At 67.8% G+C, this 16465-nt stretch carries 19 protein-coding genes; 9 read left to right on the top strand and 10 right to left on the bottom strand.

The window, feature by feature from the left end:
• Positions 1 to 426: 426 nt before the first annotated feature.
• The gene (locus ACWDUA_RS09245) at positions 427 to 1311 is read right to left on the bottom strand and encodes a DNA-3-methyladenine glycosylase family protein (RefSeq protein WP_449750706.1); all 885 of its coding nucleotides are present in this window, start codon (positions 1309 to 1311) and stop codon (positions 427 to 429) included.
• A gap of 153 nt (positions 1312 to 1464) precedes the next feature.
• Between ACWDUA_RS09245 and ACWDUA_RS09240 the strand changes: the two genes are divergently transcribed.
• From ACWDUA_RS09240 to ACWDUA_RS09215, 6 genes are all read left to right on the top strand, one after another.
• Positions 1465 to 2280, top strand: a complete 816-nt coding sequence (locus ACWDUA_RS09240; protein WP_449750705.1) for a methyltransferase domain-containing protein — start codon at positions 1465 to 1467, stop codon at positions 2278 to 2280.
• Entirely contained in the window at positions 2277 to 2624 is a 348-nt protein-coding gene (locus ACWDUA_RS09235; RefSeq protein WP_449750704.1) for an XRE family transcriptional regulator, read from the top strand. The genes ACWDUA_RS09240 and ACWDUA_RS09235 overlap by 4 nt, the downstream gene beginning before the upstream one ends.
• Before the next feature lie 40 nt (positions 2625 to 2664).
• Entirely contained in the window at positions 2665 to 3366 is a 702-nt protein-coding gene (locus tag ACWDUA_RS09230; RefSeq protein WP_449750703.1) for a helix-turn-helix domain-containing protein, read from the top strand.
• A gap of 466 nt (positions 3367 to 3832) precedes the next feature.
• Positions 3833 to 4270, top strand: coding sequence for a hypothetical protein (locus ACWDUA_RS09225; protein ID WP_449750737.1), 438 nt, complete (start codon positions 3833 to 3835; stop codon positions 4268 to 4270).
• Positions 4267 to 4983, top strand: a complete 717-nt coding sequence (locus tag ACWDUA_RS09220) for an ABC transporter ATP-binding protein (protein WP_449750702.1) — start codon at positions 4267 to 4269, stop codon at positions 4981 to 4983. The genes ACWDUA_RS09225 and ACWDUA_RS09220 overlap by 4 nt, the downstream gene beginning before the upstream one ends.
• Positions 4980 to 5786 (top strand): ABC transporter permease, encoded by an 807-nt coding sequence (locus ACWDUA_RS09215; protein ID WP_449750701.1) that lies wholly within the window; start codon positions 4980 to 4982, stop codon positions 5784 to 5786. The genes ACWDUA_RS09220 and ACWDUA_RS09215 overlap by 4 nt, the downstream gene beginning before the upstream one ends.
• Here the strand turns inward: ACWDUA_RS09215 and ACWDUA_RS09210 are convergent, their stop codons facing one another.
• On the bottom strand, positions 5787 to 6284 hold the full coding sequence (locus ACWDUA_RS09210) for a hypothetical protein (protein WP_449750700.1): 498 nt from the start codon (positions 6282 to 6284) through the stop codon (positions 5787 to 5789).
• A gap of 380 nt (positions 6285 to 6664) precedes the next feature.
• A complete protein-coding gene (lpdA, locus tag ACWDUA_RS09205; RefSeq protein ID WP_449750699.1) occupies positions 6665 to 8050 on the bottom strand; it encodes a dihydrolipoyl dehydrogenase in 1386 nt (461 codons plus the stop codon).
• A gap of 140 nt (positions 8051 to 8190) precedes the next feature.
• Between lpdA and ACWDUA_RS09200 the strand changes: the two genes are divergently transcribed.
• Positions 8191 to 8808, top strand: a complete 618-nt coding sequence (locus ACWDUA_RS09200; protein ID WP_449750698.1) for a TetR/AcrR family transcriptional regulator — start codon at positions 8191 to 8193, stop codon at positions 8806 to 8808.
• The gene (locus ACWDUA_RS09195; RefSeq protein WP_449750697.1) at positions 8805 to 10043 is read left to right on the top strand and encodes an oxidoreductase; all 1239 of its coding nucleotides are present in this window, start codon (positions 8805 to 8807) and stop codon (positions 10041 to 10043) included. Before ACWDUA_RS09200 ends, ACWDUA_RS09195 begins: the two co-directional genes overlap by 4 nt.
• A 16-nt stretch (positions 10044 to 10059) precedes the next feature.
• Here the strand turns inward: ACWDUA_RS09195 and ACWDUA_RS09190 are convergent, their stop codons facing one another.
• From ACWDUA_RS09190 to ACWDUA_RS09160, 7 genes are read right to left on the bottom strand one after another with little or no spacing between them, the layout of a single operon-like run.
• Positions 10060 to 11070, bottom strand: a complete 1011-nt coding sequence (locus tag ACWDUA_RS09190) for a zinc-binding metallopeptidase family protein (RefSeq protein WP_449750696.1) — start codon at positions 11068 to 11070, stop codon at positions 10060 to 10062.
• 33 nt (positions 11071 to 11103) lie between these two features.
• Positions 11104 to 11928 carry a sulfurtransferase gene (locus ACWDUA_RS09185; protein ID WP_449750736.1) on the bottom strand — a complete coding sequence of 275 codons (825 nt, stop codon included), beginning with the start codon at positions 11926 to 11928 and terminating at the stop codon, positions 11104 to 11106.
• Between the two features lie 46 nt (positions 11929 to 11974).
• Positions 11975 to 12586 (bottom strand): TetR family transcriptional regulator, encoded by a 612-nt coding sequence (locus tag ACWDUA_RS09180; protein ID WP_449750695.1) that lies wholly within the window; start codon positions 12584 to 12586, stop codon positions 11975 to 11977.
• On the bottom strand, positions 12583 to 13758 hold the full coding sequence (locus ACWDUA_RS09175; RefSeq protein ID WP_449750694.1) for an NAD(P)/FAD-dependent oxidoreductase: 1176 nt from the start codon (positions 13756 to 13758) through the stop codon (positions 12583 to 12585). Before ACWDUA_RS09175 ends, ACWDUA_RS09180 begins: the two co-directional genes overlap by 4 nt.
• A complete protein-coding gene (locus tag ACWDUA_RS09170) occupies positions 13755 to 13934 on the bottom strand; it encodes a rubredoxin (RefSeq protein WP_449750693.1) in 180 nt (59 codons plus the stop codon). Before ACWDUA_RS09170 ends, ACWDUA_RS09175 begins: the two co-directional genes overlap by 4 nt.
• Positions 13931 to 14095 carry a rubredoxin gene (locus ACWDUA_RS09165; protein ID WP_449750692.1) on the bottom strand — a complete coding sequence of 55 codons (165 nt, stop codon included), beginning with the start codon at positions 14093 to 14095 and terminating at the stop codon, positions 13931 to 13933. The genes ACWDUA_RS09170 and ACWDUA_RS09165 overlap by 4 nt, the downstream gene beginning before the upstream one ends.
• Complete coding sequence (locus tag ACWDUA_RS09160) at positions 14092 to 15321, bottom strand: alkane 1-monooxygenase (protein ID WP_449750691.1); 1230 nt, start codon at positions 15319 to 15321, stop codon at positions 14092 to 14094. Before ACWDUA_RS09160 ends, ACWDUA_RS09165 begins: the two co-directional genes overlap by 4 nt.
• Before the next feature lie 168 nt (positions 15322 to 15489).
• Here ACWDUA_RS09160 and ACWDUA_RS09155 point away from each other — a divergent pair, with 168 nt between their 5' ends.
• Positions 15490 to 16314, top strand: coding sequence for a siderophore-interacting protein (locus ACWDUA_RS09155; RefSeq protein WP_449750690.1), 825 nt, complete (start codon positions 15490 to 15492; stop codon positions 16312 to 16314).
• Positions 16315 to 16465 lie beyond the last annotated feature (151 nt).

Below are 16465 nucleotides of genomic sequence, written 5' to 3'. Positions count from 1 at the left end.
ATTTCAGAGGCGGTGGCGACGAGAGGTCGACCGACGAAGATCTCGACACGCCTCGTCGCCACGCTCCACATCGGCTCAATCATCGGAAGGGGCGACTTGTCGCTGCGTCCTTTCGGCCCGGCCGTCAACAGTCCACCGATGATTGAGCCGGGACCGAGCCCGAAGGGCGAGGACCCGAGTCGAAATCCGGCGAGACAAGAACACCCACAACCATTTCAGAGGCGGTGGCGACGAGAGGTCGACCGACGAAGATCTCGACACGCCTCGTCGCCACGCTCCACATCGGCTCAATCATCGGAAGGGGCGACTCGTCGCTCCGCTCCTCGTCGGCCCAATCATCGTGTGCCGGTATCTGGTTGACCCTGAGGAGCCTCTGTCCGGGTTGCGCCTGAACGTGACCACCTCAGAGATGGCCGGCCCTCCTCATCACATCTCCCGATGGTCGCGCACGCTCATCCGGTGTCCGTGGCGTTCGGGCGACGTCCCGAAGAGTTCGATCATGCGGATCACGCGGTACCGGTGTCCGGCATAGGGTTCGAGGAGTTCGAGCATCCCACGATCGTCGACCGGTTCACCGATCAGGTTGTGACCGACAAGTTTCGGGATGTGATAGTCGCCGACGGGTACGGCGTCGGCATCGCCGACAGCGCGCACACAGGTCTCTGCGACCGTCCACGGCCCGACGCCCCGCAGCACGTCGAGCCGATCGGGATGCGCCTCGACGTCCATCGCGGTGGCACCGCGGATGGTCCGCATTCGGACGGGTTCGGCCCCGCTGCGGTGCCATTCCCACCCGGGAACGCCGGCCCACACCGAGGGCGGCGGTGGTACCCGCATCGTGTCGGGCACCGGACCGGGAGCGCGTTCACCGTAGCGCCGCAACAGGTATCGCCAAGCACGCCAGGCCTCGGCGCCCACCACCTTCTGTTCCAGGATGGCCGGGACGAGAGCCTCCCATACCCTGTCGGTGCGCGCGATTCGCAAACCCTCACTGCGCCTGACCAACTCACGCACCACGTCGTCGCGGATCGGCATCGCCGCCGGGTCGTCATCGACGCCGAGCATCGCGGGGACGTGATCGAGCAGCCACGACGCGCCGGATCCCCACGCCCGGGCCGTCACCTCGCCACCGCGGTGTCGCATCGTGAGGGTTCCGGGCCCGTCGGGGGTGTGCACCGCGCGCCACACCGATCCGTCGTTACCGTAGCGGAACGCCGGGTCTCCGCCCCCGCGCCGGTGCAGGCCCACCGTCATCCGCAGATCCACGGGCCACGGCGGCGCCCAGATCCGGGTTTGTTCCGCTCTCACCATCAGTCGACGACTGTAGTCCCCCGTCATCCACGCCCACGACGCTCGCACTTCCCGGCACCATCGAGCGATCGAGACTGAGGTAACCCTTGCCTTATTCAACGACCGAATTTAGAGTATTGATGTTCCTCTAAATTCATCCATCCGGGAGTTGCCATGTCCGAGACCGCCCCCTCGGGGGACCGCCTGCCCCTCGCCGAACGCACGGTGGAGGACCTGCCCGGGCATTGGCTGCTCGCCCACCTGGGTAAACGAGTCCTGCGCCCCGGTGGTCGCGCACTCACCGAGCAACTGCTCGACGACGCCGACCTCACCGATGCCGACGTCCTGGAGATCGCGCCCGGCCTGGGCAAGACCGCCGCATCCATCCTCGATCGCAACCCGCGCAGCTACGTCGGCGTGGAGGCCGACTCTGATGCCGTGTCCCTCACGAAGCAGGTCGTCGGCGGCAAGGGGCGCGTGGTGACCGCCGACGCCGACTCCACCGGTCTCGACGACGCCGTCGTCGACGTCGCGATCGGCGAGGCGATGCTGACCATGCAGTCGGAGCGACACAAGGCCGAGATCATCGCCGAGGCGTTCCGCGTGCTCCGTCCGGGTGGGCGCTACGCCATCCACGAGCTCGCGCTCAACCCCGACACCCTCTCCGATGACGAGAAGACCGAGATCCGAAGGTCGCTGGCGCGCTCGATCAAGGTCAACGCCCGTCCGCTCACCGAGGCGGAATGGCGTACAGTGCTGACCGGCGCCGGTTTCGTGGTCGAGACGGTGCGGTTCGCGCCGATGGCCCTGCTGCAGCCGCGGCGTGTGATTGCCGACGAAGGCGTCGCCCGCACACTGCGTTTCGTCGCGAACGTCATCCGGCAACCTGCCGCGCGCAAGCGAATCCTGGGCATGCGCAAGACCTTCACCACCTACCGAGACAATCTCGCCGCGATCGAGGTCATCGCCCGTAAGCCGGCCGACCGATGAGCACCGCGCACATCGGCGACCCCGGCGCGTACACCGTCATCGACGGTCTGCGGACTCCGGCCGCCGACGATTCCGACGGTCCGACGATCGACGCGATGGCCCGTGCCGACGGGGTCACCTTGGTGCGCATCGGTTTTCGCGCCGGAGAGGTGATGGCCGACCACCGCGCGGTGCACCCGATCCTGCTGCTGGGGCAGACCGGTGAGGTCGACGTCGCGATCGGTGACGGGCACGTCGCCCTGTCGCCCGGTATGGCGGTGCACATCGCCGCCCAGGTCACCCACGCGCTGACCGCCCTCACCGATGCCGTGGTCACCCTGATGGTCCTGACGCCCAGGAAGTAACGTGGAATGAGTCCTTCACCATCCGCCCGGGAGAGCCGTCATGAGCAGCGGACCGCGCAGTGCCGTGCTGTCGGTGCTGCGCGCCTCCGACGCCCCGTTGTCGGCACCGGATGTGGCACAGCGTTTGGGAATCCACACCACCACAGCACGATTCCACCTGCGCAATCTCGTCGACGACGGCAAGGCGTCGGCGCTCACCTTGCGGTCGGATTCCCGCGGCCGGCCCCGCACCGGATATGTGGCGATCGCCGAGTTGGCCGTGGATCCGCTGCTGACGGCACTGTTCGACCAGCTCGGTGCCACTCCCTCGGACCGAGAAGAGTCGGCTGCACGCGCCGGACGGGCGTGGGCGGCGGCGCTGTCGGCCCCGATCCCGGCTCCGCCCACCGACACGGCCCCGCCCACCGACACGGATCTGCCCACCGACACAGATCTGCCCGATCCGGTGACCGTCGCCACCGACGCCCTGCGCCACCTGGGCTTTCGGGTCTCGGATGTGGTGAGCGCATTCGGGACCCACGAGATCCGGATCTGCTCGTGTCCTCTGCGTCAGGTGGGCGCGGCCCATCCCGAGGTCGCCTGGGGGATCGCCCGTGGCGCCATCGAGCACGCACTGGACTCGAGGTCACCGACCCTCGCCGACCACTACGGGGTCGCCGTGACCCCGACACCCGACGGCAACTGCGAGATCACTCTCCGGCTGAGCCGACGCCGCTCCCCCGTCGACTCCTCGACGGGCTGATCGCGGCCCTCGGTTCCGTCCGGTCCTCCGCCACGACCGAGGAGAACCAACCGTGAGCGATGCCCCGTACGGTGTCGACGATCAGTACGGCACCGACTATCCGACGATACCGGTCGGCGTCGAGTCCCAGGCCCCGGCAGCGCAGTCCGGGTCGCCGGGGGATCCCGCATCGGCGGGATCCCCGTCACCTGAACAAAGACCATCGGGCGGAGTCCACCTCCCGACGGTGCTGGCCGCGGCCGGGGTGTCCGCGATCATCGCCGCCGTGATCGTGACGATCGGAGTGGTCGGGATCGTGCTCACCGCCGACCGCGGGGTCGTCTCCGGACCGCCGGCGGTGGTCACCGGGGAACTCGGGCAGGGTGCCTCGACCACACCTCCACGCACATCGCCGGCCGCGGGCACGCCGACGCCCGCGGCCGGCGCTCCGGTCACCGAGGTCCCCGCGCCGGCTCTTCCGCCACAGGTGGCCCCGGAGACGGCAGCAGCCGAACCGGCTGCTCCGACGAGTACCGCAACCACCGCAGCACCGGCAGGTTTCCGGGTCACCAGCGAGCAGCCGACCGCCGCAGAGCTGAACAGCATCATCGAGTTCCTGGTCGCCACACCGGCTTCGGACTCCGCCAAGGCGGCAAATCTGGAGGGCGGGATGAACGCGGTGATCGTCCCGCGGACGGTGTACACGCTCGGCCTGTTCCGCCCGCCGCTGGGTTGGCATCAGGTGTCCGACCCGAGGCAGGACGGTCACGTCATCACCGCCACCCTGACCAGCGGTTCGGCCGGTCGGCCGACCATCCGGGTGCCGATCCGGTTCACACGGATCGACGGGAACTGGCGGTTGTCGGCGAGTTCGTTGTGCCAGGGCGTCAAGACCGTCGGCCTCGACATCTACTGCAACCGATGATCACCACCGAGCAGCTGACGGTCCGGCTCGGCGGTGTCACCGTTCTCGACGACGTCTCGATGACGGTGGCACCCGGCGATCTCGTCTACCTGGTGGGACGCAACGGCGCCGGGAAATCGACCTTGCTGCGTGCATGTTGCGGCGCCCAGCCGACGACCTCGGGTCGGGTGCTCATCGGGGGGCGCCCGACCCGTTCGCTGCCCACCCCGATGACCGCCCTCGGCGTCCACCTCGGCGGGGATGTGACCGCCCCGGGCGGGCACACCGGCCGCCGCTATCTGCGGTGGCTGGCCGCGGCCGGCGGCGTCGATTCCGCACGGGTCGACAAGGTGTTGGACCAGGTCGGTCTGGCCGATGTCGGTTCACGTCGGGTGGGCGCGTACTCGCTCGGGATGCGTCAGCGCCTGGGGATCGGTGCGGCATTGCTCGGGCGCGCCCCCGCCCTGCTCCTCGACGAGCCCCTCAACGGCCTCGACATCGACGGAATCCGTTGGTTCCGTGGGCTGATCGCCGATCTCACCGCGCGCGGATGTGCGGTGCTGATCGCCTCCCACATGTTCGACGAGGTGGCCCGGACCGGTGACCGCGTGGTGGTCCTCGACCATGGCCGGGTCGCCGCCGACGCCGCTGTCGGCGACTTCATCGGCTCCCATCCGGACCTGGAGTCGGCATACGTCGCCCTGACCACTCCCGGAACTGCGATGGCACGATGACCGGATCTGTTGCGGCACACCAGTTGTGGCGTGCGGTGGACGCCGAGTTCATCCGTTCGGGTGGCCGGCGGGGAGCCTTCGTCCTCGCGGCCGTCCCGGGGGCGATCGTCCTACCGCTGGCCGTCACGCTGGTGGTGGCGCTGGTGTCGGAACGGTTCGCGTCGCTGTCCGGCACGATCTCGGTGACCGCGGTCGCGACCACCAACTCGGTGTTCTGGGTCATCGAGTTCACCGCGATGGTGTGGGCGTTGATCGCGGCGGTCGCCGAGGCGACGAACTCCCGTGGCGATCAGCGAGACCGACACCGGTATCTGTTCCCGCGCACCTGGACCGGACCGCTCGCCCGCTGGCTCACCCATGGGGCGTGCGCCGCGGTGACGAGTGCCGCTCTGGTGGTGGCGATCATGCTGATCCTGCCGGCCGGTTTCCCGAGAGTCTATGGCGGCGTGGATCTCTGGACGGCAGACGGCGCTCGGCTCGTCGTCGCGGTACCGCTCGATGCGTTTCTGGCCTGTGGGATCGGCGTGGGCGTCGGCGCGCTCATCGCTCACCCGGCTGTCGCCGCGACCGTGGTGCTCGGTTGGACGTATGTGATCGAGAACGCCGTCGCCCTCATCCCCCACGGCGGATACACGGCGCAGCGCTTCATGCCATTCCTCAACGGACAGTTCGCGACCGGCCAGGATCTCGCCTTCACCCCGCCATGGGGGACCAACGGTGCGATGCTCTACTACGCCGCGATCACCATCGGCGTCTTCGTCGCCGGCTGCGGCGCCCAGGTGTGGCGCCGCACCACCCGGTGACTACTCGATCCCGATCATTCCGTCGAACATGAACGGTGTTGCGCCGGGCGCACATCCATGGAACGACGATGTGGCCATCGGACCCACCACGCCCACCATGTCAGGCTTGCCCTTGCGCACGGTGATCTGGACGGCGTAGGCGCCCTCGAGGCCCGCCGGGACCAGGTTGGGCGACGTCGCATCGATCGGATAGACGAGGGACCCGTTGTCGCCCTTCGTGTAGATGCAGGTGATCGGCCCCTTCACCTGCACCGGAAGACGATTGCGGCCGTCCATCACCGTCGCGACATAGGTGCCGCTGGTCTGACCGGACTCCGTGCGATGACCGTGCGCCTCGATGTTGAGAACATGTACGCCGGGAGCGACTTCCAGGTCTCCCGAGATGTGCAGCATGGCAGGCTTTTCCGCGGATGCCGGTGCGACGGCGACGCCGGCCCCGCCCAGCGCGATGATGCCGATCCCGGTTGCCGTGAGCGCACGACGGGTGTGATTGTTCATGACGACTTCCTCTCGTGGACGAGTCGGATAGGTCACGCAGTCGCCAGTGTAGGCGCATTCACTGCCGAGGTCACCATGTCGAGCGCCGCGACGACCGCTTTGCGCGCTTTTTCCCTTGCGGTTCAAGGAGTACAGCTCGAGAGTTGGACGCACCCACCTCCGAAGTGGTCGGCATCCGAGTTCGGCCGGCGGAGGTTTCGACACGTCTCGTCGCTACGCTCCTCATCGGCTCAACCACCGACGACACACGTCTCGTCGCTACTCTCCTCATCGGCTCAACCATCCACTGTCACTGGGGGGGTGAAAGACGAGAACTCCCACCCGCAGATCATGCGGGTGGGAGTTCGTCGAGATCGTGGGCGCGCCCGACAGGTTGATCCCTACAGGTTGATCATGTGCCCGATCGCGCCATGGAACGTCTCCTGGAGTGCCTCACTCATCGTCGGATGGGTGTGGACGTTGCGGGCGAGTTCCTTGGCGGTGAGATCCCACTTGTGCGCCAGGGTCAGCTCGGGGAGCATCTCGGAGACGTTGTCGCCCACGAGATGTCCGCCGAGCAGTTCATCGGTGTCGGCGTTGGTGATGAGCTTGACGAAACCTGCGGTCTCGCCGAGACCCTGGGCCTTGCCGTTGGCGCTGAACGGGAACGACGTCGCCGTGACGGTGAAGCCCTCGTCGCGTGCCTGTTGCTCGGTGAGGCCGAAGGAGGCGACCTGGGGCTGGCAGAAGGTGGCGCGCGGCATGAACCGGTAGTCGCCGAGGGTCATGGTCTCGGCACCGGCCATGGTCTCGGCGGCGACGACACCCTGTGCCTCGGCCACGTGGGCGAGCTGCAGCTTGGCGGTCACGTCACCGATGGCGTAGATGCCCTCGACATTGGTGCGCATGTGGTCGTCGATCGCGATGGCGCCGCGGTCGGTGAGGGCCACGCCGGTCTTCTCCAGGCCGAAGCCCTCGACGCGGGGCGCGAAGCCGACGGACATGAGGACCTTGTCGACGGTGATCGACCCATCCTTGTCCTTGGCGTCCTTGTAGGTGACGGTGACGCTGCCGCCGTTGTCGGTGACGGTCTGCACCTTGGTGGAGGTGAGCACCTTGACGCCGAGCTTCTTGTATTCCTTGGCGATGGCCTTGGAGACGTCGACGTCCTCGTTCGGCAGGACTCGGTCGAGGAACTCGACGATCGTGACGTCGACGCCGTAGTTGGCCAGGACGTAACCGAACTCCATGCCGATCGCGCCGGCACCGACGATGACGATCGACGACGGCAGGTCGCGGGTGAGGATCTGGGTCTCGTAGGTCACGACATTGTCGGAGAGCTGAACACCCGGCAGCAGCTTGACGGTGGAGCCGGTGTCGATGATGACGTTGTCGAAGGTGATCGTCCGGTCGCCGACCTGGATGGTCTTGGCGTCGGTGAAGACACCGTAGCCGTCGATCTCGGTGATCTTGTTCTTCTTCATCAGGAAGTGGACACCCTTGACGATGCCATCGGAGACCTTGCGGCTGCGGTCGAATGCCGAGCCGAAGTCGAAGCTGACCTCACCGGACATGCCGTAGGTCGTGGCCTGATGGTTGAAGATGTGGGCGAGTTCGGCGTTCCGGAGGAGCGCCTTGGACGGGATACACCCTACGTTCAGACAGACACCGCCCCAGTACTTCTCTTCGATGACGGCGGTCTTCATGCCCAGTTGGGCGGACCGGATCGCGGCCACATACCCACCTGGACCAGCACCCAGGACAACTGTTTGGAAGTGTTCAGACACGCCCACCAGCGTACGTCGCAGGCCATCGGGGGCGCAGTGCGTCCCCATTACCGGCCGGTAACCCGATCGTGAACCGCTCGACCGCCATCTGCTCAATCATTGATTGAAACAGTGATTGAACTGTGCTTGAATCGGGATCCATGGCCCCCAGCAGCCCGCTCCCCGACCGGGCCGACACCCGAGACACCCTGATGACCGTCGCCGAACGACTGTTCCTGGCCGACGGCTATGACAAGGTGTCGGTGCGGTCGATCTGCGCCACCGCGGGGGTGAACCCGGCCGCCGTGCACTATCACTTCGGCTCCAAGGACGGCCTGACCACGGCCCTGATCGAGACCCGACTTGCGCCGGTGTGGGCCGATCCCCTGGGGGCCATCGCCACCTCACCCGGGTCCGACGCGACGGTCGCCGACGTGGTGTCGGTGATCGTCGCACCGTTCGTCGCCCTGCACTCCGACCCGCTCGGGCACCTGCACCTGCAGTTGCTGGCCCGGTTCGTCGACGATCACCCCGATGCCACCTGGTCGCGGCCGTGGTTCCACCTCGACGAGTGGGCGACCGTCCTGACCGCCCTGATCCCCGGTCTCGACACCGCAGACGCCCGACGCCGCTGGGCGTTGGCGTTCGCGCTGCTGCTGGCCCGATTCGGCGGGCAGCGGTCGTTGTCGGCGGATGCGATCAGCACCCTCACCCAGTTCGTCACCGCCGGTCTCGGCGCCCCCGCCGATCCGAGTCAGCCCCAGAGGAGAGATCGATGACCAGCCCGGCCCACACCCTGCCCGATCCCGCCACGCCCGATCCCTTCGCCCCCGCCCGGCTCGGGCCGCTTCGCCTGCGCAATCGGCTGATCAAATGCGCCACCTTCGAGGGCCGTACCCCCGATGCGCTGGTCACCGAGGACCTCATCGAGTTCCATCGGGAGACCGCGGCCGGTGGCGTCGCGATCAGTACCGTCGCCTACTGCGCGGTGTCACCGGAGGGCCGCACCGATCGCCACCAGATCTACCTGCGCCCCGAGGCCGCGCCCGGCCTCACCCAGCTGACCGCCGCCATCCACGGCGAGGGTGCGCTGGCCGCCGCGCAGATCGGTCACGCCGGTCCGGTCGCCAACTCCATCTCCAATCATGCTCCGGCACTGGCCGCCTCACGGATTCCGGCCCCGATGGGCATGGCACTGTGCAAGTCTCCCGACGCCGACGACATCGCGGCCCTGCGCGCGACCTTTCGTCGTGCGGCCCGCATCGCCGTCGACTCGGGATTCGATGCGCTCGAGATCCATTGTGGCCACAACTATCTGATCAGCTCGTTCCTGTCGCCGCTGCTCAACCGCCGCCGCGACGGGTACGGCGGATCGCTGGTCAACCGGGCACGGCTGGCCCGTGAGGTCCTCGAGTCGGTCCGTGAGGAGGTCGGTGACGGCGTCGCGATCTGGGCCAAACTCAACATGTACGACGGTGTGGGCGCGGTCGGCGCACCGCGTCGGCCGTGGCACGGTTTCAACGTCGACGAGGCGTGCCAGGTGGCACGGCTGTTCGAGTCCGACGGCCACCTCGATGCCATCGAACCCACCGCCGGCAGTTCACTTCTCAACCCGATGTACCTGTTCCACGGCGAGGCCCCGCGCGCCGCGTTCGCCGATGCGTTCAGCGGTCCGATGAAGTGGGGACTCAAGGCGGCCGCCCCCATCTTCCTCAAGCGTTATCAATACCACCCCGGATACCTGCTGCCGCTGGCCCGCCGACTGCGCGAGGCCGTCGACCTTCCGATCATCGCACTCGGTGGCATCACCGACCGCGCGAGCATGGACACCGTCCTCGGCGAGGGCTTCGACTTCCTCGCGATGGGACGTGCCCTGCTGCGCGAACCCGATCTGCCGCAACGGATCAGCGCCGATCCCACCACTCAGTCGCAGTGCATCCACTGCAATCTGTGCATGCCGACGATCTACACCCGCACCGAATGCCCCATCCGTGAGGAAGCCGCCGTGCGCTGAGCGAGGGCGTGTCTCCCTACTTGTCGGCGGTGACCAGTCCGTGGATGAACTCCATCTTGTCCAGCACGGGCCGAGGGAGGACGAAGGGATAGAGGTCCTGGTGTCCCATCGACCGGTTGATCTGGTTGAGGGCCCAGGTCAGCGGCAGCCACCATTCGATGATCCGGCCGAAGCCCACCGTGCCGGGGAGGTCGGCGTCGAGGGTGGCACCCGCCGGCGCCAACGCGAAGGCCGCTGCGGTGTCGAGGGTGTCGCGGATGTGCAGGTAGTGGGCGAAGGTCTCGGCCCAGTCCTCGGCGGGATGCATTGTGGCGTAGGAGGACACGTAGTCGTTGTCCCAGCCCGTCGGCGGCCCCTCGGAGTAGTGCCGATCGAGCGCGGCCTGGTAGTCGGCATCGGGGTCACCGAACAATTCCTCGTAGCGTCCCCGGTTCGGACCGTCGCCGACGAGCACCATCTGGTAGAAGTGCCCGATCTCGTGACGGAAGTGGCCGATCAGTGTGCGGTACGGCTCGTCCATGGACACCCGCAGCTCTTCACGGTGTACGTCGTCACCCTCGGCGAGGTCCAGGGTGATCACCCCGTCGGCGTGGCCGGTGATCACCGGATCGACTGCGCTGGAGAGCAGATCGAAGGCGAGACCGTTGTCGGGGTCGGTGTCCTTGCCGATGATCGGCAGCGACAGTTCGTCGAGTTCCAGCACCACGCGCCGCTTGGCGAGCTCGGATTCGGCCCAGGCAGACAGGGCAGCGGGGTCGTCGTCCCCGGGGCGGGTGCGGGTGAGCCGGCACGAATCGCACAGTGACGGCAGTCCCTCTCCACGTTCGACGAGCCAATTGCATGCTGCCGCATCCGCATTGGCACACCGCTGCAAGGGCGTGCCCTCGACATCGGCATGGCCGTCGTCGTCGAGCACCACGATCGTGCGGGACTTCAGGTGAAAGCCCAGCTCCCGACCGCAATTCAGGCACAAGGAGTTCTCGAAGGTCAGTTGTTGGCCGCATTCCCGGCACAAGAAATCGCGCATTGCCGTACTCCTGACGACGACGGATGGTTCGGTCTAGGGTTGCGCGCCCGACCCGGCAGGACGATTCGGATCAGCCGACCACTGCGACCACGATCCCGGAAACAGCACCCCCTCGAATCCGGCGATCTCGATCGCGGCCAACTCGTGGGCCGCGTTCACCCCGGACCCACAGTAGACGACGACGCGTGCTCCGTCGGCGACACCGGCGGCGGCGAAACGCTCACGCAGCTGCGATGGCGTCAGGAACCGACCGTCGGCGCCGACGTTGCCGGCGGTGGGAACGCTGTGCGCACCGGGGATGTGACCGGCGCGGGGATCGACCGGTTCGGTCTCACCGCGGTAGCGTTCACCGGCCCGGGCGTCGAGCAGCAGCGCGGGGTCGGGCGTGTCCCCGGCCGCGATACGTGCGGAGAGTTCGGCCACCTCGTCGACGGTCACGGTCGGCAGATTCCCCGCCGACAACGTCACATGGCCCGGCCGCGGTGTCGCATCCCCCTTGGACAGGCGCATCCCCGCCTCGTCCCACGCACCGAGACCGCCGTCGAGGATCCGGACATCGGTGAGTCCGCCCCAGCGCAGCAGCCACCAGGCGCGGGCCGAGGCGAGGTTGCCGATGTCGTCGTAGACCACCACGCGGCTCGAGTCGTCGAGCCCCCACCGCCTCGCGGCATCCTGCAGCCGCTCCAGGGTCGGCAACGGGTGCCGTCCGAGGTCGGGCGACGGCGGATCGGCGAGTTCGGTGTCGAGGTCGACGTACACCGAGCCCGGCAGGTGACCCTCGCGATACCGCTCGTGTCCGTCGACGCGGCCGAGCTGCCAGCGCACGTCGAGGATCACCGGTGGCGCCGACGACAGCATCGCGTCGGTCAGTTCCTCGACACCGACCAAGATCTCACTCACACCCTCACACCCTTCCGGTTCCGTCGCTGGCGATCTCGACCGCCGGGGCCATCACGGCGGCCAGATCGGCCGCCACGTCGCGGTCGCCCTCGGGCGGCATCGCGACGTAACTCAATGCCATCCGTACGATGGCCCGGGATATCCGTTCCGCATCGGGTTCGGCGAGGCCGGTCCACGACTCGCGAAGGGCCTTGGTGAGCAGCGCACTCGCGATGGTGATCAGCGGTCCGGCGTCGGTGGTGATCAGTCGCAGCAGATCCGGCTTGGCCTCGCCGCGCTGCAGGGAGCCGATCAGCGGGTCGGCCGCGGCCTGCGTGAAGAACTGGTCGAACCCGTTGTGGAGTGCGCCGTCCACATCGCCGGGGTGATCCCTGATGGCCTCGCTCATGACGCCGGCGAACTCGGTGGCCAGCCGCAGGGCATACGCCTGTGCGAGGCCGTTACGGGAGCCGAACTCGTTGTAGACGGTCTGGCGGCTGACCCCGGAGATCCCCGCGACGTCGGCCATCGTCACCGCCGGCCAGTCGTTGTCCAGCAGCAGATCGCGCAGTCCGTCGAGCAGCGTCGTCCGCAGCAGCGCCTTGCTTGCCTCCGCGAACGTCCGCCTGGTGGTCACGCCGACGAGGTTACCGACGCGATCTCCTGCTGTAGCGCCCGCCCTTCGCGGGGTCGGCCCACGGTGACCCCGCCGATCAGGGTCGATCCGGTGAACACGCGGACCGTCGCGTCGTGCGCACGCAGGTCGCCGTCCACCTCGATCCGACGATCCGGTCCGGACCCGCCGGGCCATCCGACGATCTGGAGATTGGTCCCGTACTGCACGGTGAACGCCAGCGGGACACCCGTGTAGGCCGGGGCGGGCAGGCCGTCGAGATCTGCGATCGCCGACAGCGCCGCGGCCCGGCCCTGCTCGGTGGCCGCCATCCAGTTGTCGGTGCGGGTCGGCTCCCCGGTGAGCGGGTGGGGCGGCGCGGCCACGTCACCGGCCGCATAGATACCGGTGGCACATCCCCCGTCGATCCCGGCACGCAGCCGATCGTCGACGAGGATGCCCGCCCCGGTGACGGCGATCCCGGCGGTCTCCGCCGCACGCACGTCCGGGCGGATGCCGAGGGCCTCCACGAGAGCCGGCGCGGCAGAGGCGGCGGGAATGTCGGTGTCGCGGTGCAGGCGTACTCCGTTGTCGCGGTGCAGGCGTACTCCGTTGTCGCAGTGCAGCTCGGCCAGCATGGCCGACACCGGCTCGGGCACAACCCGTTCCATCACCCTGTCGGCGCGCTCGTGGACGTCCACCGGGTATCCGGCGGCGGCCGCCGAGGCGGCGAGCTCGAGTCCGATGAGTCCGGCACCGATCACTCTCAGCGCCCCACGATCGGCGATCGCCGCCCGGATCCGTTCGGCATCCGCGCGGGTGCGTAGGGTCATCGCGGCGTCATCGCCGCCGGTGGTGTTGGCCGCACCGCCGGTGGCGAGGATCAGGACGTCACAGTGCAGGGTGGTGCCGTCGTCGAGCAGTACGACCCGCCGGTCCGGGTCGATGTGTTCGACGGTGAGCCCGGTCCGTAGGGTGATCTGCCGGTCGGCCCACTGGGACTGTGTGCGCAGCGCGATCCGGTCGGCCGAGAGGTCCGCACGCATCAGGTCCTTGGAGAGCGCGGTACGCCGGTACGGCAGCCCCGGTTCGCTGCCGATCACGGTGATCTCGCCCGGGAACCCGTTGGCACGCAGCGTTTCCGCGGCGGTCATCCCGGCGATCCCGGCGCCTGCGATCACCGCCGTGGCATTCACGCGCGGGTCACCTCGACCATCTCGAAGTCGGCCTTGGCGGCCCCGCAGTCGGGGCAGCTCCAGTCGTCGGGGATGTCGTCCCAGCGGGTTCCGGGACTGATGTCCTCCTCGGGCCAGCCGCGCGCCTCGTCGTACTCGAAGCCGCACTGGACGCAGCGGAAGACTTTGTAGTTCATGGTTTCTCCTCGAAGTCGATCTTCTCTCGGACCCCGCAGTCGGGGCAGGGCCAGTCGTCGGGCACGTCGGTCCAGGCGGTTCCGGCGGGAAATCCCTCGCGCGGCGCACCGGCGATCTCGTCGTAGATGTAGTCGCAGACCGGGCACAGGTAAGCGCTCATCCGGTCGTTTCCACGCCGTGTCGGGCCAGGATGCGGGCGGCCTTGCGCGGCTGCAGATTCGCCTGGGTGATGTCGCCGTCGTAGTGGTCGAGGACCCGATGGTCCATCACCTTGCGCCACAGCGGCGGAATGTAGGTCAGACCGATCATGCTGGCGTATCCGCTCGGCAGGTTCGGCGCCTCGTCGAAAGAGCGCAGCGTCTGGTAGCGGCGGGTGGGGTTGGCGTGATGATCACTGTGCCGCTGCAGGTGATAGAGAAAGATGTTGGTGCAGATGTGGTCGGAGTTCCAGCTGTGTCGCGGGGCGCACCGTTCGTAGCGGCCACTCGCCGTCTTCTGCCGCAGCAGTCCGTAGTGCTCGAGGTAGTTCACCGCTTCGAGCAGGGAGAACCCGTAGACGGCCTGGATCAGTGCGAACGGCAGCACCTGCCAGCCGAAGATCGCGGCCAGCGCCCCCCACAGCACAATGGTCATCGCCCAGGCGTTGACGACGTCGTTGCTCGGATGCCACACCGGCCGGTCGAGGCGCTCCATCCGCTTGGCCTCCAGTTCCCATGCCGAGCGGAGGCTGCCGAACACGCTGCGCGGCAGAAAGCCCCAGAAGCTCTCGCCGAATCGCGAACTCGCCGGGTCCTCCGGGGTGGCGACGCGCACGTGGTGTCCGCGATTGTGCTCGATGTAGAAGTGGCCGTAGGCGGTCTGCGCGAGCGTGATCTTGGAGAACCAGCGTTCGAGCTCCTCCTTCTTGTGCCCCATCTCGTGGGCGGTGTTGATACCGACCCCGCCCATCACCCCGACGGTGAAGGTGACACCGAGCTTGGACGCCAGGCCCAGCCCGCCGTCGATGCCCAGCCAGGAGAGGTCCGACGCGGTCCACAGATAGCAGGCGACGACGAGGCTGGCCAGCTGGAACGGGATGAACGCATAGGTGCAGTAGCGGTAGTACTTGTCGTTCTCCAGCTGCGCCATCAATTCTTCGGGCGGGTTCTGGCCGTCGGGGCCGAAGAACAGATCGGCGGTCGGCAACAGGATGTAGAGCAGGATCGGACCGAACCACCACCACACCGGGGCCACCACATCCCACCCGAGCGCGTTGAACGCCGCCACCAGGCCGGTGCCGATGAACAGGGCAGTGGGCGGGATGAGGCCGAGCAGCCACAGATACCGCTTCTTGTCTTTCCAGTCGAGCACCTCCGGGGTGCTCGCCACGGTCTCGTGCGATGACATCGCGCATCTCCTCCTGTGTCGCGGGTCACTCTCGGATCTCGACAATAGTCATTGATAAGTCGTCTGTCTAGACGTTTACGTATCTCATGTAAAGCACTATCTCGGGTAACGCACTGGGAGGTGCGGACAAGATAGGGTGCCCTCAGAAGCCGTGTACCCTGCGGCAACATGGGGCCCATCACCGCGACCGTCGCCGGCACCGAATCGATCTCCGCGCATCTGCGACGCCTGCATTTCGATGTCCCGGACCTCTCCGACCTCGCGCTACCCGGGATGCCGGACGAGGCGGTCGGCATGTATGTGCCGACCCCGGACGGACCGAATCCCACCGAGGGCCGCAACTATTCGATCCGTCACGTCGACCACGATGCGCGAACCGTCGCCGTCGACGTCGTCCTGCACGAGCACGGGCCGGTCACCGAGTGGGCGGCCCGTGCCACGGTCGGCGATCGGGTCGAGATGTCACACGCCCGAGGCTGGTTCGCCCCTCCCGCCGGAACCGGGTGGCTCGTGCTGGCCACCGACCTCGCCGGAATCCCGGCCACTGCACGAATTCTCGAAGAACTACGCGCACAGGCGAATCCGCCTCAAATCACAGTTCTCGCCGAGGTGATCGACGACGAGGACCTCGGTTACCTCGGGCAGGCAGAACTCGTACCGATCGTCGGCAGCGGCAACGGGGTCGCCCCGAGCCGCCTCGGGACCGCCGTCACCGAGGTCGATCTGCCCGACGACGCCGGGTACTGCTGGTTCGCCGGCGAGGCCGCGCAGTCCCGGATCGTGCGCAAACACCTTCGCCACCAGCATCAGTGGCCGAACGATCGCTACGACGCGATCGGCTACTGGCGCTTCGACGGCGAACGCTGGGCGCGGCGCTTCGCCGAGTACGGCGACGATCTGTTCGCGGTGTATCAGCGCGCGATCGACGGGGGAAAGTCCGAGAAGCAGGCGGCCGAGGAGTTCGACGAGGCCCTCGAAGAGCTCGGGCTGTAACCCTCAGGGCACGCCAACCACCATCGATGGTCGAGCCGGGACCGAACCGCCAACCACCATCGATGGTCGAGCCGGGACCGAACCGCCAACCACCATCGATGGTCGAGCCGGGACCGAGCGCGAAGCGCGAGGACCCGTGTCGAGACCCGGA

Source organism: Gordonia sp. NPDC003376 (assembly GCF_053589235.1).
This window is presented reverse-complemented; position numbering and strand designations above follow the sequence as displayed.